Below are 18,575 nucleotides of genomic sequence, written 5' to 3' on the forward strand. Positions count from 1 at the left end.
TATCCGACGCTTCGCCGCCATTCCCAAGACTCAACCGGGCGGAGTTGCAACATTCTCCGCACGATGACGCTTATCGGCCACGCCGTATCAGCCAGAGCGCGCACAATCCGCCCAGTCCTGCCGGTATGGCCATCAGCGCGAAGCCGGCCGTGCCGAAGGCAGCAAACGCCAGACCAGAGACGAAGGTTGCACCGGCCAGCACCAGCCCGCCCGAAAGGGCAGAGTTCACCGCCTGCGCGGTAGCAGACAGGCGTTCAGGCGCATGGTCGGCGGCATAGCGCAGAAAGCCCAGATAGGCGGCAGCAAAGCTGAACGCGTGCAGCCCCTGCAAGGGGAAGAGCGCCCAGAGCGGCGGCGACAGGGCGAGCGCCAGCCAGCGCACCACCGCCACGCCGCCCGCCAGCGCCATCATCGCCGCCGGGCTCCAGCCTTTGAGCACGCGGCCCCAGACCGCAAAAAAGATGATCTCCGCGCCTACCCCCGTCGCCCACAGCAGGCCAATCGCCCATGCAGGCACACCATCAGCGCGCCACGCCAGAGCCGAGAATGCGTAATAGAAGCCATGTGCGCCCTGAATGAGGGCAGAGGCAGCAAAAGCCAGCGGCAAGCCCGCACCCAGCAGAACGCGCAAGCGAGGCGGCTCCTGGCGTTCTGCCCCGGCCATGGCGTCGATGCGTCCGGCTGGCAGAAAAGCGGCCGCCAGCGCCGTCAGCGCCGCGCTGGCAAGCACCCAGACCAGCACCGCTTCGCCGCCAAACGCGGAAATGAGCGCCCCTGTCCCCAGATTACCAATGACAAAGAGGGCCGAACCAAAGGCGCGCGGTACACCGAAGGCAAACCCCTCCTTGCGGGCCTGCCCCATCGCAAACGCGTCCACCAGCGGGATGACGCCGGTCATCGCGGCACCGCTCAAGCCCGCAAGCACGAGGATGACAACAGGCGGCGTGCCTGGAATATGCGCCAGAAACACGCACAGCGCTGCCAGCGAGAAAGCCAGGATCGCATCGCGCCTGCGCGCCGCCCTGTCCGACCAGTATGCCCCCAGCGGGGCGACAGCCACACGCCCCACCATGCCGGCAGCAGCGGCAATGCCTATCAGCTCTGGCGACAGGCCACGCTCGGCATACCAGACCGGCATGTAGGGCAGATACGCCCCGAAGCCGAGATAAAACGCGCCGTAAAACAGCGCAAAACGCGTATCGATGCGGGCGAAGAGTGCGGCGGGGCTGGTCACCCGCGCGGTGTAGCGCAGCGCAGGCGGCGCGGGCAATGGGGCTAGCAAGCCCTCGTCCTTCGAGACGCACTACGTGCTCCTCAGGATGAGGGCTTGGGCATTCTTTTTCCTCATCCTGAGGGTGAGCGATAGCGAACATCTAGAAGGACGAGGAAAAAGAACATCCCCCACAGTAAACACTGTTCACATTGGCACTTGGCGGAACGGCATTGCCCGTCTAGCTTCCCGCGCCAATGAAAGACCTTGCTGATTATCCCCTGTCACAGCGCCCCTTGCGGGTGCTGGTGACCAGCTATCGCTCCCACCCGCATGTCGGCGGGCAGGGCATTTATGTGCATGAGCTGACGCGTGCGCTTAAAGCTGCCGGCTGCGAGGTGAGCGTGGCGTCCGGCCCGCCCTACCCTGAGCTGGATGCCGGCATCGAGCTTATCAAGCTGCCCTCGCTTGATCTGTTTGCCGTCGATAACGCCATGCTGGCGCTGCGCTGGCGGCATCTGGGCAGCCGGGCCGACCGCGCCGAGTGGCTCGCCCACAATACCGGCGCGTTCGGCGAGATGACGGCCTTCGCGCTGCGTCTGGAGGACTTCATCGCGCGTGAGGGCCACCGCTTTGACATCATCCACGACAACCAGACACTGGCCATGCCGATGGCGCGCATCGCGCAAACCCTGCCCGTTATCACCACCCTGCACCACCCGATTGCGATTGATCGCGATTTCGCGGTGGCCGGCGCACATACCCGGCTTGGCAAGGCCCTGTCCTGGCGCTGGCATTCCTTCGTGAATGAGCAGGCAAAGGCCGCGCGTGCCCTCACCCATTTCATCGCCGTTTCCGATGCCGCGCGGCGCTCCTACGCCGAACGCACGGGCATGGACACGGGCGGCGTTCGCGTCGCCTATAACGGCATCGACCATGCCAGCTTCACGCCCGACCCGTCGGTAAAGCGCGAGACCGGCCTGATCGTCGCCAGCGCCAGCGCGGATGTGCCCATCAAGGGGCTGGACGTGCTGATCGCGGCGCTGGCCCGCCTCAAAGACAGCCATCCGGCTGCCCGCCTGACCGTCATCGGCCAGCTGCGCGAGGGACCGACAAAACGCATGCTGGGGCGTACTGGCCTGTCTGACCGGGTGAATTTCGTATCCGGTCTGACACGCGAAGAGATCGCAGACCTGCACCGGCGCGCCACCGTCTTCGTGTCGGCTTCACGCTTTGAAGGCTTTGGCTTTCCCCCTGCCGAGGCGATGGCCTGCGGCGCGCCGGTTATCGTATCGGATGGCGGCGCGCTGCCCGAAGTTGCCGGAGATGCCGGGCTGGTCACGCCGGTCGGCGATGACGAGGCGCTGGCCGCAGCGATTGCCCGCGTGCTGGACGACGAAAGCCTGCGCGCTGCCATGAGCCGGGCCGGGCTGAACCGGGTACGCACCCTCTTCCGCTGGGATCTGCATGCAGGGCTTTCCATCGGACTTTATCGCGATGTGCTGGGCCTCGCCGACGCCGGAGTGATTGCGGCATGATGACGATTGATCCTGATCGGCTGGAGCTTGCCGACGGCCAGCGCGTGCTGGACCTGGGCTGCGGGCGCGGGCGCCATCTGCACGCGCTTTACTGGCATGAACGCGCGCTGGATGTGACGGGGCTGGACCTCGACTTTGCCGATCTGGGTGCGGCGATTGACGGCTTTTTCGAGCTGCCTCCGCCGCCCGAAACCCCTCCGCGTACCGCCGTATTCACGGTCGGCGATGCAGGCCGCCTGCCTTTTGCCGATGCCAGCTTTGATGCCGTCATCTGCTCTGAGGTTCTCGAACACCTTCCCGATGTGCCACTGGCGCTGAGCGAGATCGACCGGGTTCTCAAACCCGGCGGCAAGTTTGCGCTGTCCGTGCCGCGCTACTGGCCGGAAAAGATCTGCTGGATGCTGTCTGAGGCATACCACAACACGCCGGGCGGTCATGTGCGCATCTTCAAGGATGGCGCGCTACGCAAACAGGTTGAGGCGCTCGGCTATTCCTTCCGCCACCGCCACTGGGTACACGCCCTGCACAGCCCCTACTGGTGGCTGCAATGCGCGCTGTGGGAGCGGCGCGAGCAGAGCGGCATGGTGGCCGCCTACCGCAAAATGCTCGAATGGGATTTGCTGTCTGCGCCGCGCCTGACGCGCTGGAGCGAGAAGGCCCTCAACCCGCTTCTGGGCAAATCCGTTGCCCTCTATTTCGACAAGGCCCGCCCATGAGCCCGCGATCCGTCATAACCGGGCTTGATATCCGCGCCTGCGCCGACCGCATCGAAGCGCTGCAGCAGCGCGACGGCGCTATTCCGTGGGTGGAGACCGGCGTCTGGGACCCGTGGAACCATGGCGAGAGCGCGATGGGCCTGGCGGTCGCCGGACGGGTGGAAGGCGTGCATCTCGCGCTGGACGCGCTGGCAGCCCGGCAGGAAGCCGATGGCGGCTGGACGGGCGAGCTGGGTGCGGGCATCCCCATGGACGAGGCAGGCGAGCGCATTGCGCCCCCGTCCGTGCCGGTGACCGCGCGCGACACCAATTTTGCCGGCTATGCCGCCGTGACCGTTTTGCGTTGCGCGCTGGCGCTGGACGAGCCGCGCCTCATCGCGCGCTACTTCCCCATGGTCGCACGCGCGCTGGATTTCGTGATGAATTTGCAGACCGCTCATGGCGATGTGGTCTGGCGCGCGCCCGATATCAACCAGCCCTTGGAAGACGTGGACGCGCTGCGGGCGGGCAATTCCTCCCTGTTCAAGAGCTTTGAATGCGGCCTGCGCATGGCCGAAATCCTTGAAAAGCCGCGCACCGACTGGGCGCGCAGCCGCGCTGCCATTGCCCGCGCCCTGACAGCTATGCCCGAACGCTTTGACCGCAAGGGCATCGACCGCTCTACCTACGCGATGGACTGGTACTATCCGGTACTCACCGGCGTGATGACCGGAGCAGAAGCCCGCGCACGTCTGGATGAGGGCTGGGACACATTCGTCGTCGCCGATCTGGGCTGCCGCTGCGTCACCGGCGAGCCGTGGGTGACAGCGGCTGAAACCGCCGAGCTGGCTCTGGCCTGCCTGAGTGCGGGGCGGCGCGATGCGGCGCGGACACTGGTCAATGAGCTGGCGCCGCTGGCGGCCCCCGATGGCGGCTACTGGATGGGCTGGCAGTACGAGATTGGCGATGTCTGGCCCAAGGAGCGCCCGTCATGGACCGCTGGCGCGATCATTCTCGCTGCCGACGCGCTGGACGCTCTGTCACCGGGTTCAGACCTGCTGGTGCGCCATGCCCGCGCGGACGCGTGGACTACAGACGGCGCAGAAATTCGAGCGAATTGATCCGCTCCAGCGGCTCAAACAGGCCCGACGCCACGGCCAGCTTCCAGATTTCATAGGGCGGCCTGCCACCATCGGCAGGATCGGGAAAGACATCATGGATGGCCAGTATCCCGCCGCGCGCCACCTGGCCCGCCCAGGCGCGATAATCGGCCAGCGCCGTATCCATTGCATGCCCGCCATCGATGAACACCATGGCCAGCGGCGTGGCCCAGTTCGCGCCTATGATGGCTGACGGGCCCACTAGCGCGATGACCGTCTGCTCCAGCCCTGCCAGCGCGATCGAGCGGCGAAAAGCAGGCAGCGTGTCCACCCGGCCAAGTTCACCGTCGAAATGGGCCGGATCGTGATAGCCCTCGCCCGGCTGGTGCTCCTCAGACCCGCGATGATGGTCGAGCGCGTACACAATGCGTCCGGTCTCTCTCGCGGCCTGACCCAGCCACACGCTGGACCGCCCGCACCACGACCCGATTTCCAGAACAGGCCCGGAAACGTCTAGCGCACGCACATGGCGCGCCAGCGCCTCGCCTTCTTCGCGCGCGAGAAAGCCTTGTACGGATTCAGGATCAAAGCGGGGCGGCTTGCTCAAGACTGGATCAGCCGATCAGGGCGTTGCTCGCCGCCCAGCGGCGGTCAGCCAGCGCATCGGCAGCCCCGACAAGCTCTGTGATGGCGCCGTCCAGCCGCGTGAGCGCCTCGCTCACCGTTACCCGCTGATTGGAGGTCAGGCCGGCACGCTCATCGACCGATACGGCCTGAAAGAAGGTGCGCGCGCGCCGGGCCGACGCAAGGACGGTCTCCACCGATGCAATATCCCGCACCAGCAAGTTTTCGGGCAGCGGCGTGCTGGTGCTGGCCAGCACAATGGCCGCCTGGGACACATCATCAACAAGATCACTGGCCAGAACGATGTCACCAGCCAGATAGGATGCAAGCTCATCGCCAGCCTGGCTGATATAGTCGCCTATGGCATCGCCGCGTTCAGGCGCGCCGCCGACAAGGCGGCCCAGCAGCCCGCGGGCCGAACCGTCACCGCCCAGCGTCCACCCGCCAGCTTCTTCCTGGCGCATGCGGAAGGCCGCGATAGCGGTCCGCAAATCTTCCTGGGCGCTGACGGGCATTTCAGATTGCGGGCGCGCCGCGAGGTCTACGGGCTGGCTGACGCATGCCGTCAAAAGCATCGCGCCTGCCATGGCGATCAACAATCCACCTAGCCTACGCGTTGCTGTCACAAGGCCCCCGGCCAGTAGCTGTGCTGCGATACACGGGCGTATCGCTTCCGCATTCGAATAAAACCTCATAGTGTTCCGATACTCAAAGCTAAATCGCATCCCCGACTGTTTATAGGGCCGCCCAATGGACACTTTGCGCAGACCAGAGAGGATCGGCCTGTACCCTCTGATTGAGCCCTATCGCACCGGCATGATGGATGTCGGCGAAGGCCATAGCGTCTACTATGAAGAATGCGGGCGCGCCGATGGCGTTCCAATTGTTGCGCTGCACGGCGGACCGGGCGGCGGAGCAGCGCCCTCCATGCGCCGCTTTTTTGACCCCCATGTCTATCGCATCATTATTTTCGACCAGCGCGGATGCGGGCGGTCCAGACCCTTCTCCGATACACGCACCAACGATACGCACCGGCTGGTTGCGGACATGGAAACCATCCGCACAGCGCTTGGCGTGGAGCGCTGGATCGTTTTTGGCGGTTCCTGGGGCGCTACCCTGTCACTGGCCTATGCGCGCGCCTGCCCTGAGCGCGTGATGGGCCTCATCCTGCGCGGCGTGTTCGGCTGCACCCGGGCAGAACTCGACTGGTTCTACCGCAACGGCGCCAACCAGATTTTCCCCGATGCCTGGCAGGCGCTCACCGGCCGCCTCACACCGGACGAGCGCGAGAATGTCCTTCTGTCCTATCACGCACGCCTGCAGCTTGATGATCCCGACGCCCGCCATGAAGACGCGCTGGCATGGGCCCAATGGGAGAATGCCCTCATCAGCCTGTTGCCCGAAGGCGATGGCCCAGCCCCCGACCCGCGCCGCGCCGATGCGCTGGCACGGATGGAAACCCACTATTTCGTCAATAACGGCTTTCTGGAACGCGATGGCGTGCTTCTGGACGACACGGCGCACCTGACCGGCATTCCCGGAATCATCGTTCAGGGCCGTTATGACATGGTGACGCCCGCGCGCACCGCCTGGCAGCTTCAGCGCAACTGGACATCAGCTCAGCTGCACATCATTCCCGACGCTGGCCATGCCGCAGGCGAGCCGGGCATTGTCGATGCGCTGGTGCGCGCGACCGACCGGTTCGCGGCAAAGCTGGCATAGCGGCCCTTCGCGGCACCGCCCGGCACAAACACCCGCCTGAAAGCAAAAAGCCCCGGAGCCGCGATGCGGGTCCGGGGCTTTTCAGGCATTGCGTAAAGCTAGCCTTGCAGGCCCGGCAGGCTGATGCCGAAAGCCGAGGCGATACCCGCCGCAAGGATCAGGAACACCGCGATCGGCACCAGGAAGCGGATCAGGAAGCGCCAGGTGTTGAACACCAGGTTGGATGCGCCCGCCAGTTCGTGGCGCATCAGCGATCGGGCCACGACCCAGCCGGTAAAGACCGCGATCAGCAGCCCGCCCAGCGGCAGGAACACACTGCCCGAAAGCATGTCCAGCAGATCGAAGAAACCACCGGAGAAGGCCGCACCACAACCCACCAGCCAGATGATAACGCCGAAGAAGACCGCCGAACCGGTCCTGCCGAAGTCGGTATGCTCCTCGGCAAAGGCCACCACGACCTGCAATAGCGAAATCGAGGATGTCAGCGCGGCGATGAAGGCCAGCAAGAAGAAGGCTGTACCGACATACTGGCCCGCCGGCATCTGCGCGAAGGCGCTCGGCAGAGTCTGGAAGAACAGGGCCGGGCCGGCGGCCGGGTCCAGCGCGAAGGCAAACACGAACGGGAAGATGGCCAGGCCAGCCACGATCGCCACCAGCGTGTCAGCACCGGTGATGATGACGGACGAACCTGCCAGATTGTCAGTGCGCGGCAGATAGGAACCGTAGGTAATCATGATCGCGCTGCCGACGCCGATGGAGAAGAACGCCTGGCCCAGCGCGGCAAGGAAGGTCTGCGGGCCAATCTCGGAGAAGTCCGGCGTGAACAGATATTCCAGCGCGCCGCCCATATCGGCGGTAAAGGCCGCATAGATCACCAGCGCCAGCAGCATGGTGAAGAAGAGCGGCATGAGGATGGTCACGGCGCGCTCAATGCCCTTGGTCACGCCCAGCGAGACGATGCCCACCGTGACGATCATGAAGGCGGTATGCCAGCCAATGACGGCATTGGTATCGCCGATCAGCTCCTCGAACCGGCCTGCCACAACATCAGGTGCCAGTCCCATGAACTGGCCGGTACCCATCTGGAACACATAGGCCACGACCCAACCGGCAACGACCGAATAGAAGCACAGGATGAATATGCCGCCCGCCATCGCAACCCAGCCGGCAACCGACCAGATGCCGGGAGCGCCAGCGTTGAAGGCCATTTTCTGGACCGATCCCACCGCAGAACGGCGCGCATGGCGCCCGACAGACAGTTCGGCCATCAGGATCGGCAGCGCGATGAACACTACACACACAAGGTAGATGACGATGAAGGCGGCGCCGCCATTCTCACCGGCCACATAGGGAAAGCGCCAGAAATTGCCCAGCCCTACTGATGAGCCGATAGCCGCCATCAGGAAGCCGAATCGTGTTCCCCAGGTGCTGTGCGCACCGCCGCCTATTGCCATGTGAGCTCCCCCGCTGTGCAAGCGTGTGTGTTATGGTCTGATTTGGCGGGGAGACTTCCCCACCGGGCTTGCAAGGTCAAGCGTGCTTAGCCGAAAAGACCTGCACCTCGCGGCGGCTCGGCCGCGCGATGGATGTGTGCACCAAGGATCAGCCCAAGCCCTGTCAGCACTGTGAGCATGACCGAACCGCCATAGGAAATCATCGGCAGCGGCACACCCACAACCGGCACCAGCCCCATCACCATGGCCGTGTTGATGAACACGTAGAGGGCGAACGTGGTGGTCACCCCCATCGTCACCAGACGCAGGAAGACGGAGCGGCATGCCATGGCGGTCATCAGGCAGTGTCCCAGGATGAGCGCGTAGAGCACGAGCACGGCGATGCCGCCGATAAAGCCGAATTCCTCACCCAGCATGGTGAATATGAAATCGGTCTGCTTCTCGGGCAGGAAGTTGAGATGGGCCTGCGTCCCCTGCATATAGCCCTTGCCGGTCAGTCCGCCCGAACCCAGAGCGATCTTGGACTGCATGATGTGGTAACCCGCGCCCAGCGGATCATTCTCAGGGTTCAGGAAGGTCATCACCCGCGCGCGCTGATATTCCTCCAGCCCGTAGCGGATAAAGGCGATGCCGCCGGCAACACCGGCGACCATGCCCGGCACGATGACTTTCCAGCTCAGCCCGGCCAGAAACACCATGACCACGCCCGTCGCCCCGGTCAGCACCGCTGTGCCGAGGTCCGGCTGTTTGGCGATGAGACCCACGGGAAGCGCTATCACCAGCACTGGCACGATCATCCCCCCCGGCGTTGAGACCTTCTCAGACGGCAGATCGTGATAATAGCGCGCCAGCGCGAGCACGAGCGCGATCTTCATAATCTCCGAGGGCTGCACCCGTATCGGCCCGACATCCAGCCAGCGTTGCGCACCCATGGCCGTCGCACCGAAGAGTTCCACCATGACCAGCAGAAAGAGCGCGCCGAGATAGGCCGGATAGGCCAGGCTCATCCACAGGCGCGGCGGCACCATCGCCACGACCAGCATCACCAGAAACCCTGCGCCAAAGCGGCTGGCGTGGCGCACCGCCCATGGGTCCCAGGCCCCGCCCGCAACCGAGTAGAGCATCAAGATGCCGATACACCCTGTCAGTACGACCAGCAGCACAAAGGCCCAGTTCAGCTCAAACAGCTTGGCGCGCAGATCACGCGGCACTGGCTGGGTGAATACCGGCACGGCTAGCCTCCCTGAGCCAGATTGATCGGTTCATGGCGGGCAGCAACAATCCCTGAGCGCCCTGCCGGATCGCGCAGGATCAGCTCGCGCAGAATGTCGCGCGCAGGCTGCGCGGCAGAGCGCGCACCGCCGCCGCCATGCTCGACGACCAGCGCAACCGCGTAGCGCGGTGCCTCGGCAGGCGCATAGCAGATGAAAAGGCCGTGATTGCGCAGGCGCCAGGGCAGGTCGTCCTGACTGCGCACGCCGCGCGCGCGCTCCTCCGCACTGATCGAATAGACCTGGCTTGTGCCGGTCTTGCCAGCCATGCGCACGCCCTCGACACCCAGCCCGCCAAGCGACCAGTAGGACGTGCCGCCAGGCTCATGGACCACGCCCACATGCGCATTGTGGACGGCCTCGATATGAGCATCGTCAAAATCAAGCCGGGCAAACTGAGCAGGGCCGCGCCGGGGGTAGAGCGTCGGCTCGACGGCCCGCCCCGTTGCCATGCGCGCCGTCATCACCGCCAGCTGCAGCGGGGACGCCAGCACCGCGCCCTGCCCGATACCGACATTATAGGTATCGCCCATCGACCAGCCTTGCCCGGTACGCGCGCGCTTCCATTGCGGGCTGGGAAACAGGCCGCCAGCCTGCGACAGCATGGGAATACCGACGTCGAAAAGCTGGCCAAACCCCAGCTCCAGCGCTGTCTCGCGAATACGCTCAATGCCCAGGCGCGATGCCACCTCATAAAAATACGTATCGCAGGACACCTTGATGGCATCGTGCATATTGACCGGGCCGTGCCCTTCGCGCCGCCAGCAATGGAAGCGCCTATTGCCCAGCTGCACCGAGCCCCGGCAGGTGACCCGCTCGCCCGGACGCATCACGCCGTGCCTGAGCGCAGCCAGCGAAATCACGCCCTTGACGGTCGAGGCTGGTGCGTAAAGACCGTTAATGGCCTTGTTGAACAGCGGCCGGTACGGGTTTTCATTGAGATCGCGGAACTCCCGGCTGGGAATGCCCAGAACGAACAGATTGGGATCGAAGGATGGGGTTGAGGCCATCACCACGATCTCGCCGGTCTGCACATCGAGGCCCACAACGGATGCGCTTTCCGTACCCAGCCTTTCGGTGGCAAAGCGCTGCACCTCAGAATCGATGGTCAGCGTAACGTCACGGCCGGGCTGGGCCAGCCGGGACTGGTCTGGCAGTTCACGGATCACCCGGCCGAACGCGTTCACCTCAACTTTCAGGGAGCCAGCAGAACCGCGCAATTCCGTGTCGCGCGCAATCTCCACCCCGGAGCGTCCGACGCGGAAAGCGGGATGGCGCAGAAGCGGATCATCGCCCGCAATCTCCGGCGGAGCCGACTGCACGTATCCAGCCACATGCGCAAAGGCCGCCGGCATCGGATAGGTTCGCACCTCGCCCACATCCGGCATGACACCCGGCAGTTCAGGAAGGTGCAGATTGACGCGTGAGAAGGTTTCCCAGTCAACGCCTTCAGCAATGGTCACCGGCTGAAAGCGCGGCGTGCGTGCCAGATCGCGCAATACCCGCTCCCGGCGGGCCTCGCCAATGTGCATGTACCGGGACAGCCGGTCGAGGGCGAGCGCCGGGTCCCCGGCCTGCTCGCGGATCAGATAGATGCGGTAGCTGTCGCGGTTCTCGGCGATGGTTTCGCCAAACCGGTCGAGAATGCGGCCGCGCGTTGGCAGCTGGATGCGGAAGGAGAACTGGTTGTTGTCCGAGAGAACGCGGTATTCGTCCTCCTGCAGGATCTGGAGGGTGTAGAGCTGGGCACCGATACCGGCGAACGCGCCAACACCGCCTGCCCCCACCATGAAGGTGCGCCGGTTGAACTGGGCCTGGGCTTCCTGCTTGTCGCGCCGCATGGTCGCTCTTGGTCAAACCCTCATGAGAATGTGGTGCGTTCACGCTTTCGCGCAAACAGCCAGCAAAAGGCCGGAAACACGATAAGCGTTATCACAGCTTCGGTTACAAGGCTTGTCGGGTCTGCAGGCTGTCCGATGGACAATGAGCCCGTGACCCACGCCACAAGGCTGGCAATACCGGTCATTACCGAGAAGCGCGCAATGAGCAGGATGAACTCGCGCGCCGACGGTTCGGTGGAGCGCAATCGCGCAATCGCAAACGCCAGCAGATAGGACAGCGCCCACATGCCGAGCGGCCCGCCGGTGAGCAGATCCTGAAACAGGCCGACGATGAAGATCAGCCAGGGCGGCACAAAATGCGGATGGCGCACCGACCAGACAAACAGCGCAATCAGCGGGAATAGCGGAGCCGGAAAGCCCTGCCCTTCAGGAAGGCGCAAGGGCGCGGCAACCGCCAGCAGGCTCAACGCGAAGGTCAGCGCCATTGCCGTCAGCACCGGCCAGGTGGAGTTGCGTTCCAGTGATGCGCGCATCTACTGCCCCTCCCCGTTTTCCACCGAAGGCTGGGCTGCGCTTGAAACAGCCGGTGCCGGGACGCCCTGCCCCTCAATCTCTTCGGGTTGTCCGTCAATGGTCAGGGCCGGAATGTCCTCCACAGGCGCTGCCACGGGCGTGAAGGGCCAGATCCAGATCAGATCGATCGGTGTCGCGCTGGAATACAAGACGACACGCCAGGCACCGCGCCGGTCGAGCACCGCCTCGCCGATCGGCAGGCCGCGCGGCAGGATATTGTCATCCCCGGAGGTGACGATCCGGTCCCCCTCGCGCAGGTCCGGCGCGCGGCCAAGATAGTCCAGACGCGGGAAATCGGTGTTGTCGCCAACCAGCATGGCGCGCGCATTGGACCTGTCAGCCATCACCGAGACCCGGCTGTTAAGGTCTGTCAGCAACAGGATGCGCGAGGAGCGCGCGCCCACATCAATCGTGCGCCCCACCACGCCGTAAATGTTCAGCGCCGGATAGCCCGGAGCAACGCCGTGCTCGGTGCCAACACCGACAAGACGCGTACGCACAAACGGCCCGCCAGTCTCTGTGACAGCCCACGCAGTAATGCGCTGGCGCGGCATGGGCGGATCCAGATTGAGCAATTCCTGCTGGCGGCGCATCTGTTCGGAATAGTTCAGCGCCACGTCGCGCCAGGCGCGCAGCTCCGACATTTCCTGACGCAGCTCGCGGATTTCACTGGCCAACTCCATCTGGCGGCGCCACCACGGACCGACATTGTAAAGCCCGCGCAAGGGCTGGGCGGCAACTTCCAGCAGCGGCAGGGACAGATCATTGAACGTGGCGCGGAACACCGTCACAGCCTCGACCCGGTCTTCCGACCGGTCGGCGGCCACCAGAATCGCCGACAAGGCAAGAAGCATGAGGAGAAGGGTCCGCGAAAAGCGGATCGTGTCGTCTGCCCCTTGCCGCGCTGAACGCCATTGCGCCACCGCCCGGCACCTCCTCTAGAGAATCAATCCCGCGCCGCCTAAACGGCTTCAGACAGTATGGGCCGCCAAATCTTGAGATTTTCCACCGCCTTGCCGCAGCCGAGCACGACACAGGACAATGGCTCATCAGCAAGGCTCACCGGCAGACCCGTACGGTCACGCAGTTCAGTATCCAGATTGCGCAGCAGCGCGCCACCCCCGGTCAGGACAATACCTTTGTCGACAATGTCGGCGGCCAACTCCGGCGGTGTCGCCTCAAGCGCCTGCTTGACCGCCTCGACGATCTGCTCGACCGGCTCTGACAGCGCATCGGCAATCATCGCTTCGGTGACGGCGATCTCGCGCGGCACGCCGTTCATCAGGTCGCGCCCCTTGATCTCCAGCGTCAGCCCCTCGCCCTTCGGGGGCGGGCTGGCCGAGCCGATTTCCTTCTTGATGCGCTCGGCAGACGTTTCACCGATCAGCAAGTTCGCGGAGCGGCGGATATAGTTGATGATGGCCTCGTCCATCTTGTCGCCGCCAACGCGCACCGAGCGCGAATAGACGATGCCCGACAGCGACATCACGGCCACTTCGGTGGTGCCACCGCCAATATCGACGATCATCGAACCGGTCGGCTCATCAATCGGCAGGCCAGCGCCAACGGCAGCGGCCATCGGCTCGTCGATGAGGTAGACCTTGCGCGCGCCTGCGCCCAACGCGCTTTCGTGGATGGCGCGGCGCTCCACAGCGGTCGCACCGGACGGCACGCAGATGACAACCTGCGGCGAGACGAAGCTGCGCCGGTTGTGCACCTTGCGGATGAAGTGGGCGATCATTTCCTCGGCGACGTCGAAGTCGGCGATCACGCCGTCGCGCATCGGGCGGATGGCCTCCACATTGCCGGGCGTCTTGCCGAGCATCAGCTTGGCTTCCGCGCCTACGGCCTGAACGTGCTTGCGCCCTTTTTCTATCTTGTAGGCCACGACGGACGGTTCGTTGAGAACGACGCCGCGTCCCTTCACGTAGACAAGGGTGTTGGCGGTGCCAAGGTCGATGGCGATATCTGCGGAAAGAAGCCCGAAAACGCTGGAGAACATCGGTAAAGAAACCTGTGAGCCGTTGGCCATGGGCCGCCTCGCGCGAGCGAAGCGGAGCGCTATTTACCCTTGTGCGACGCGCCGTCCGTTATTGCAAGTGACGACGTGCCGTCACTTGCGTCTGCAGCGCCTGTTCTTACACCCTCTGCAGCCTGACCGGCCGGGGTTGAGCGCAGCCATTTGCGCGCCATCAGCATGGCAACAAGCCAGCCAAAAGCGGTCAGTGCAAGGATGGCCGCCACCCACAGCCCGCTGCCCGACAGGAGCGCAATCACACCGCTGCCGGCAAACGTGACCAGCGCGATCTTGGGCACAATGCCGATCCCGGTACCCCCCATGAAGGCCAGAAACGTCATCTGCGACACGCCCGCAGCCATATTGACGACGATGAAGGGAGCCGACGGGACATTGCGGATGATCGCGCTCGCCCAGAAACCGTTCTTGCCGACGAATGCCGAGATGCGGTTGACGGTCTCCCCGCCATAGCGGCGCACGACATCGGCGCCCAGCAAGCGGCCTGTCCAGAAATTGACCCCGGCCGACACCATGGTGCCGAGCCAGCAATAGACAAATCCGGTTGTCGGCCCGAAGGCCAGCACAGCGGCGGCAAACAGCGCAAACTGCGGTGCCCCCACATAGGAGAGCACGGTGAATGCCAGGATCGTCAGCGGCAGCGCATACCAGCGTGACGACGCATCTTCGAACCAGACCTGAACATCGCCCGGCTCGATATCGAAGCCGAAGCGGCCGATCAGGAATATCGCGAGGACCAGCGCAAACAGGGCGATCGAAACGGTAATGGCACGCGCCGCACGCGCGTCCATTCCAGTCAGAAAGCTCATCAATCGGTTCATAAAACTCTCATAGCGCGTTCGTTTGCGCCTTGCCATGCAGACGATGTGCCGCGCGCTGCTACTCCAGCCCCAGCGCCTTGCGCAGATAGCGGCCCGTCTCTTCCAGCTCGTGCTGACCGGCGTTTGCGCGGGCGGCGTGCAAACCGGCCCGGTCCTTCTCGAAATCAGCGACCCAGCGGCGGGCAAAATCACCAGAAACGACATCGGCAACGATATCGTCGAACACCGGCTTCACCGCGTCTGCGATGCGGGCCTCCACCTCGTGCGCGCCGAACTCGGCCGTGTCGGAAATGGCTGCATACATGCCCGCAATGCCGCGCCTGTGGATCAGCTCGGCGATATATTTCAGCTCATGCACGGTATCGATATAGGCCATGAGCGGGCTGATACCGGCGGCCACCAGCGTTTCGTAACCTTGGCGCGCCAGCGCACACATGCCGCCGACCAGCACGGCCTGCTCGCCCAGAATATCGGCCAGCGCCTCTTCGCGGAAGCTGGTGGCGAAGATGCCAGCGCGCCCGCAGCCCAGCCCTTTGAGATACGCTTTGGCTATGGTTTCGGCCTGCCCTGACGCGTCGTGATGAACGGCCCAGAAGCCAGTCAGACCGCCACCGCGCTCAAAGCTCTCTCGCACCGCGCCGCCCGGCCCCTTGGCAGCGGCGAGGATGACATCACAGTCGGCGGGCGGATCGATCAGGTCATAATCGATGGAAAACCCGTGACAGAAGATGAGCCCCTGCCCGGCTTTGCGGTTAGGGGCGATATGGCCGGTCCAGATCGCGCCGTGCGCTTCGTCCGCCGCAAGGATCGAAACATAGTCCGCGCGACGGGCCGCCTCATCAAGGCTGACCACCTCAAACCCGTCGCCGCGCGCTTTGTCCGCCGAGGGCGAGCCATCGCGCAGCGCCACCAGAACGCCCTTCACACCACTATCGCGCAGGTTCAGTGCATGGGAGCGGCCATGATTGCCATAGCCGATAATCGCCAGCGTGACGGCCTGCAGCGGGGCCAGGTCGATATCGCGGTCATAAAGCGCGTCAGGCAAATTCATGGCGTATCCGTCTTGTCCAGATTGGCGATCATGCGGGCGAGGTTTTCGTCCGGCGTGGCGGCATCAAGCCGGGTCCAGTCGGCGTGCTGGTTGGCAAACCAGGTGAACTGGCGTTTGGCATAGCGACGGGAGTCCGTCTTGGCACGCTCCACAGCCTCCTCAAGGGTCAGCTCGCCGTCCAGATGCGCCAGCAGCGGGCGTATGCCAACCGCTTTCAGCGCCGGAAGCTGGCGGTCCAGGCCGCGCGCATGCAGGGCGCGCGCCTCGTCCAGCGCGCCTGCCTCCATCATGGCGTCAAAGCGTCGCTCTATGCGTGCGTAGAGCGCTTCGCGGTCGGGGCGCAGGGCAAAGCCCGCCCAGCTGCCCGGCGCGATCAGGGGGCGGGTATCGGCATGCAGGACGCTTAAAGGTTTTCCGGTTGTGCGCACCAGCTCGATCAGGCGCACAAGCCGCTGGCGGTCACCGGGCTTGATCCGGCCTGCGCCTTCAGCATCGAGGCGCTCCGCCTCAGCGCGTAAGGCCGCATGACCGGATTCTTCCAGCAGGCTCACCTCGGCGCGCACCTCGGGCGGAATCTCTGGCGTTGGCGCGATACCATCTATGAGGGTTTTGAAATAAAGCCCTGTGCCGCCGACGAAAATGGCGGGCACGCCGCTCTCCCTGAGCGGCTCTGCAATCGCCAGCGCCGCGCGGACCCAGCGCCCCGCCGACCAGCGGGTCGACGGGTCCGCTTCGCCAAAAAGATGATGCGGCACGCCTGCGCGCTCATCCTCGCCCGGCTGGGCGGACAACACTTCCAGCCCCCGGTAGAGCTGCATGGAATCGGCATTGATGATCTCGCCGCCCACACGCTGCGCCAGCGCCACTGCGAGGGCCGTTTTCCCCGAAGCGGTCGGGCCGCCAAGAAAGATGAAGGGCGGCACGGCCACCTCCAGCAAAGCCTTATGGTCTAAGGCTTTGCAGAACAAACTGGCCCTGCCGGTTCAGGCTGAACAGCACCGGGCGGCCAGACTCGCCCGCCGCCGTGCGAGCGATCTGGCGGGCGTCATCCACGGTGCTCACCCGCGTCCACGCGATTTCCTCGACAACATCGCCCACACGCACCTTGCCCGCGGCATCCGAGCCCGGCTCGACGGCTGTGACGACCAGCCCGCGCGCGTCCGGATGCAGGCGATGCGCGCGGCGCAACGCATCTGTGATGGGCGCAAGCGTCAGGCCGAACACGGCGCGCGATGAGGGCGCTGTACCCGGCTCATCCCCGTCTGCGCCCACCGGGCGCTGCGGAGCCGCATCGGGTTCCTCGAGACGGGCAACTTCCACCTCCAGCGTCAGGGGTTCGCCCCGGCGCAGTACATCGATACTGACGGTCGATCCGATAGCGGTATCGGCCACCATGCGCGGCAGGCGCCGGTCATCGGGCACAATCTCGCCGTTGAAGGCCAGGATAAGATCGCCGCGCTCAATACCGGCCGCATAGGCAGGCCCGTCAGGGTCCACCCGGCTGACAATGGCGCCGCGCGGGCTGGCAAGCCCCAGCGCTTCTGCCGTGTCGGCGGTCACAGCCTGCACATTGACACCCAGCCAGCCACGGCGGGTTTCGCCAAACTCTGCCAGCTGGCGCACGATGGGCGCCGCAATGTTGGAAGGGATGGAAAAGCTGATGCCGACGCTGGCCCCTGTCGGCGAGAAAATCGCCGTGTTTACGCCCACGACCTGCCCGTCCATGTTGAAGAGCGGCCCACCGGAATTGCCCCGGTTGATGGCCACATCGGTCTGCAGATAGTCGTCATAGCGCCCGCCAATCTCGCGCCCGCGCGCGGAGATCACACCAGCGGTGAGCGAGCCGCCAAGCCCGAACGGATTGCCGATGGCAATCACCCAGTCGCCCACCCGCGCCGCATCAGAATCGCCAAAGCGCACGAAGGGGAAATTGCCGCTGCCGCCGCGAATGCGCAGCACGGCCAAGTCTGTGGCCGGATCCACGCCGACAATATCGGCCGGCAGTGTGCGTCCGTCGGTGAAGACGACCTCTACGTCATCGGCTTCCTCGATAACGTGATTATTCGTCACCACCAGCCCGCGCGCATCGATGATGAAGCCGGAGCCGAGCGAGTTGGCCACGCGCGGATTGTCGCCCAGAAGATCGTTGAAGCGTTCCAGCGGAGAGCCGGGCGGGAAGGTCGGCAGATTAGCCCCGGAGCGCATGCGCTGGGCAGCCGATATGTTGACCACCGCTGGCGAGAGCTGATCGGCCAGGTCTCCAAAGCCTTCGCGTGGCTGGGCCATCGCCTGGGGCACACACAGCAGGAAGGCGGCGGCAATAACAGCCAGAACGGCACGCATGGGCGACTCCGGTAGCAGGGCAGTTTCAGGTTCAGCTTAAGCTTAACGCGTTGTCTGCCATCCAACACCCCGCGATGCAGATGGCCCCTACCCCAGCGTGCGGCCAAGCCATACCAGAATGACACCCGCAGCAACCGCGCCCACACCGGCCAGCCGCAGCGTGCCGGGTGGCACGCTGGCCGCCGCTTCGGCCATCCGCCGGGCGAGAGACGGAGCCAACGCGTAAAGAAGGCCCTCGACAACCAGCACGAGGCCGATGGCAAGAACGATCCAGCCGAGCATGGCTCCGACACTCAT

General features: G+C 64.7%; 18 protein-coding genes. 4 read left to right on the forward strand and 14 right to left on the reverse strand.

Annotated features, from left to right (window positions below; translation table 11 throughout):
• Window positions 1-70 precede the first annotated feature (70 nt).
• Window positions 71-1,282 (reverse strand): MFS transporter, encoded by a 1,212-nt coding sequence (locus tag AB6B38_RS05380; RefSeq protein ID WP_371394748.1) that lies wholly within the window; start codon window positions 1,280-1,282, stop codon window positions 71-73.
• 185 nt (window positions 1,283-1,467) lie between these two features.
• On the opposite strand from AB6B38_RS05380, the gene AB6B38_RS05385 reads away from it, so the two are divergent.
• From AB6B38_RS05385 to AB6B38_RS05395, 3 genes are read left to right on the forward strand one after another with little or no spacing between them, the layout of a single operon-like run.
• Window positions 1,468-2,748, forward strand: a complete 1,281-nt coding sequence (locus tag AB6B38_RS05385) for a glycosyltransferase family 4 protein (protein ID WP_371394749.1) — start codon at window positions 1,468-1,470, stop codon at window positions 2,746-2,748.
• Window positions 2,745-3,464, forward strand: coding sequence for a methyltransferase domain-containing protein (locus tag AB6B38_RS05390; protein WP_371394750.1), 720 nt, complete (start codon window positions 2,745-2,747; stop codon window positions 3,462-3,464). Before AB6B38_RS05385 ends, AB6B38_RS05390 begins: the two co-directional genes overlap by 4 nt.
• Window positions 3,461-4,564, forward strand: a complete 1,104-nt coding sequence (locus AB6B38_RS05395) for a hypothetical protein (protein ID WP_371394751.1) — start codon at window positions 3,461-3,463, stop codon at window positions 4,562-4,564. The genes AB6B38_RS05390 and AB6B38_RS05395 overlap by 4 nt, the downstream gene beginning before the upstream one ends.
• Here AB6B38_RS05395 and AB6B38_RS05400 read toward each other — a convergent pair.
• Together AB6B38_RS05400 and AB6B38_RS05405 are read right to left on the reverse strand one after the other, a co-directional pair.
• The gene (locus tag AB6B38_RS05400; protein WP_371394752.1) at window positions 4,533-5,150 is read right to left on the reverse strand and encodes a class I SAM-dependent methyltransferase; all 618 of its coding nucleotides are present in this window, start codon (window positions 5,148-5,150) and stop codon (window positions 4,533-4,535) included. The genes AB6B38_RS05395 and AB6B38_RS05400 overlap by 32 nt on opposite strands.
• A 7-nt stretch (window positions 5,151-5,157) precedes the next feature.
• On the reverse strand, window positions 5,158-5,742 hold the full coding sequence (locus AB6B38_RS05405) for a hypothetical protein (RefSeq protein WP_371394753.1): 585 nt from the start codon (window positions 5,740-5,742) through the stop codon (window positions 5,158-5,160).
• A gap of 175 nt (window positions 5,743-5,917) precedes the next feature.
• Here AB6B38_RS05405 and pip point away from each other — a divergent pair, with 175 nt between their 5' ends.
• Complete coding sequence (gene pip / locus AB6B38_RS05410; protein ID WP_371394755.1) at window positions 5,918-6,889, forward strand: prolyl aminopeptidase; 972 nt, start codon at window positions 5,918-5,920, stop codon at window positions 6,887-6,889.
• A gap of 98 nt (window positions 6,890-6,987) precedes the next feature.
• Here pip and AB6B38_RS05415 read toward each other — a convergent pair whose 3' ends face one another.
• The 11 genes from AB6B38_RS05415 to AB6B38_RS05465 all read right to left on the reverse strand — a co-directional run bounded on the left by AB6B38_RS05415 (window position 6,988) and on the right by AB6B38_RS05465 (window position 18,575).
• Entirely contained in the window at window positions 6,988-8,343 is a 1,356-nt protein-coding gene (locus AB6B38_RS05415) for a sodium-dependent transporter (RefSeq protein ID WP_371394756.1), read from the reverse strand.
• An 86-nt stretch (window positions 8,344-8,429) separates the two neighbouring features.
• Window positions 8,430-9,575 (reverse strand): rod shape-determining protein RodA, encoded by a 1,146-nt coding sequence (rodA, locus tag AB6B38_RS05420; RefSeq protein ID WP_371394757.1) that lies wholly within the window; start codon window positions 9,573-9,575, stop codon window positions 8,430-8,432.
• 2 nt (window positions 9,576-9,577) lie between these two features.
• On the reverse strand, window positions 9,578-11,455 hold the full coding sequence (mrdA, locus tag AB6B38_RS05425) for a penicillin-binding protein 2 (protein WP_371394758.1): 1,878 nt from the start codon (window positions 11,453-11,455) through the stop codon (window positions 9,578-9,580).
• A gap of 20 nt (window positions 11,456-11,475) precedes the next feature.
• The gene (gene mreD, locus AB6B38_RS05430) at window positions 11,476-11,988 is read right to left on the reverse strand and encodes a rod shape-determining protein MreD (protein WP_371394759.1); all 513 of its coding nucleotides are present in this window, start codon (window positions 11,986-11,988) and stop codon (window positions 11,476-11,478) included.
• Complete coding sequence (gene mreC / locus AB6B38_RS05435; RefSeq protein ID WP_371394760.1) at window positions 11,989-12,882, reverse strand: rod shape-determining protein MreC; 894 nt, start codon at window positions 12,880-12,882, stop codon at window positions 11,989-11,991.
• A 107-nt stretch (window positions 12,883-12,989) separates the two neighbouring features.
• The gene (locus AB6B38_RS05440) at window positions 12,990-14,030 is read right to left on the reverse strand and encodes a rod shape-determining protein (RefSeq protein WP_127566449.1); all 1,041 of its coding nucleotides are present in this window, start codon (window positions 14,028-14,030) and stop codon (window positions 12,990-12,992) included.
• A 59-nt stretch (window positions 14,031-14,089) separates the two neighbouring features.
• A complete protein-coding gene (locus AB6B38_RS05445; protein ID WP_371394761.1) occupies window positions 14,090-14,872 on the reverse strand; it encodes a TVP38/TMEM64 family protein in 783 nt (260 codons plus the stop codon).
• A gap of 70 nt (window positions 14,873-14,942) precedes the next feature.
• Complete coding sequence (ilvC, locus tag AB6B38_RS05450; protein ID WP_371394762.1) at window positions 14,943-15,935, reverse strand: ketol-acid reductoisomerase; 993 nt, start codon at window positions 15,933-15,935, stop codon at window positions 14,943-14,945.
• Entirely contained in the window at window positions 15,932-16,858 is a 927-nt protein-coding gene (miaA, locus tag AB6B38_RS05455; protein WP_371394763.1) for a tRNA (adenosine(37)-N6)-dimethylallyltransferase MiaA, read from the reverse strand. Before miaA ends, ilvC begins: the two co-directional genes overlap by 4 nt.
• 19 nt (window positions 16,859-16,877) lie before the next feature.
• Complete coding sequence (locus AB6B38_RS05460) at window positions 16,878-18,278, reverse strand: Do family serine endopeptidase (protein WP_371394764.1); 1,401 nt, start codon at window positions 18,276-18,278, stop codon at window positions 16,878-16,880.
• A gap of 87 nt (window positions 18,279-18,365) precedes the next feature.
• Window positions 18,366-18,575 carry a DUF2065 domain-containing protein gene (locus tag AB6B38_RS05465; protein WP_371394765.1) on the reverse strand — a complete coding sequence of 70 codons (210 nt, stop codon included), beginning with the start codon at window positions 18,573-18,575 and terminating at the stop codon, window positions 18,366-18,368.

Origin of the sequence: Glycocaulis abyssi, assembly GCF_041429775.1 — a bacterium.
GTDB classification, from domain to species: Bacteria; Pseudomonadota; Alphaproteobacteria; order Caulobacterales; family Maricaulaceae; genus Glycocaulis; species Glycocaulis abyssi.

Bases quoted from the DNA above. Each gene is read 5' to 3' on its own strand.
- AB6B38_RS05385 (WP_371394749.1), top strand. From the start codon at position 1,468: ATGAAAGACCTTGCTGATTATCCCCTGTCACAGCGCCCCTTGCGGGTG.
- AB6B38_RS05390 (WP_371394750.1), top strand. From the start codon at position 2,745: ATGATGACGATTGATCCTGATCGGCTGGAGCTTGCCGACGGCCAGCGC.
- AB6B38_RS05395 (WP_371394751.1), top strand. From the start codon at position 3,461: ATGAGCCCGCGATCCGTCATAACCGGGCTTGATATCCGCGCCTGCGCC.
- AB6B38_RS05405 (WP_371394753.1), bottom strand. From the start codon at position 5,742: ATGCTTTTGACGGCATGCGTCAGCCAGCCCGTAGACCTCGCGGCGCGC.
- pip (WP_371394755.1), top strand. From the start codon at position 5,918: ATGGACACTTTGCGCAGACCAGAGAGGATCGGCCTGTACCCTCTGATT.
- AB6B38_RS05415 (WP_371394756.1), bottom strand. From the start codon at position 8,343: ATGGCAATAGGCGGCGGTGCGCACAGCACCTGGGGAACACGATTCGGC.
- mrdA (WP_371394758.1), bottom strand. From the start codon at position 11,455: ATGCGGCGCGACAAGCAGGAAGCCCAGGCCCAGTTCAACCGGCGCACC.
- mreD (WP_371394759.1), bottom strand. From the start codon at position 11,988: ATGCGCGCATCACTGGAACGCAACTCCACCTGGCCGGTGCTGACGGCA.
- mreC (WP_371394760.1), bottom strand. From the start codon at position 12,882: ATGCTTCTTGCCTTGTCGGCGATTCTGGTGGCCGCCGACCGGTCGGAA.
- AB6B38_RS05440 (WP_127566449.1), bottom strand. From the start codon at position 14,030: ATGTTCTCCAGCGTTTTCGGGCTTCTTTCCGCAGATATCGCCATCGAC.
- AB6B38_RS05445 (WP_371394761.1), bottom strand. From the start codon at position 14,872: ATGAGCTTTCTGACTGGAATGGACGCGCGTGCGGCGCGTGCCATTACC.
- ilvC (WP_371394762.1), bottom strand. From the start codon at position 15,935: ATGAATTTGCCTGACGCGCTTTATGACCGCGATATCGACCTGGCCCCG.
- AB6B38_RS05460 (WP_371394764.1), bottom strand. From the start codon at position 18,278: ATGCGTGCCGTTCTGGCTGTTATTGCCGCCGCCTTCCTGCTGTGTGTG.
- AB6B38_RS05465 (WP_371394765.1), bottom strand. From the start codon at position 18,575: ATGAGTGTCGGAGCCATGCTCGGCTGGATCGTTCTTGCCATCGGCCTC.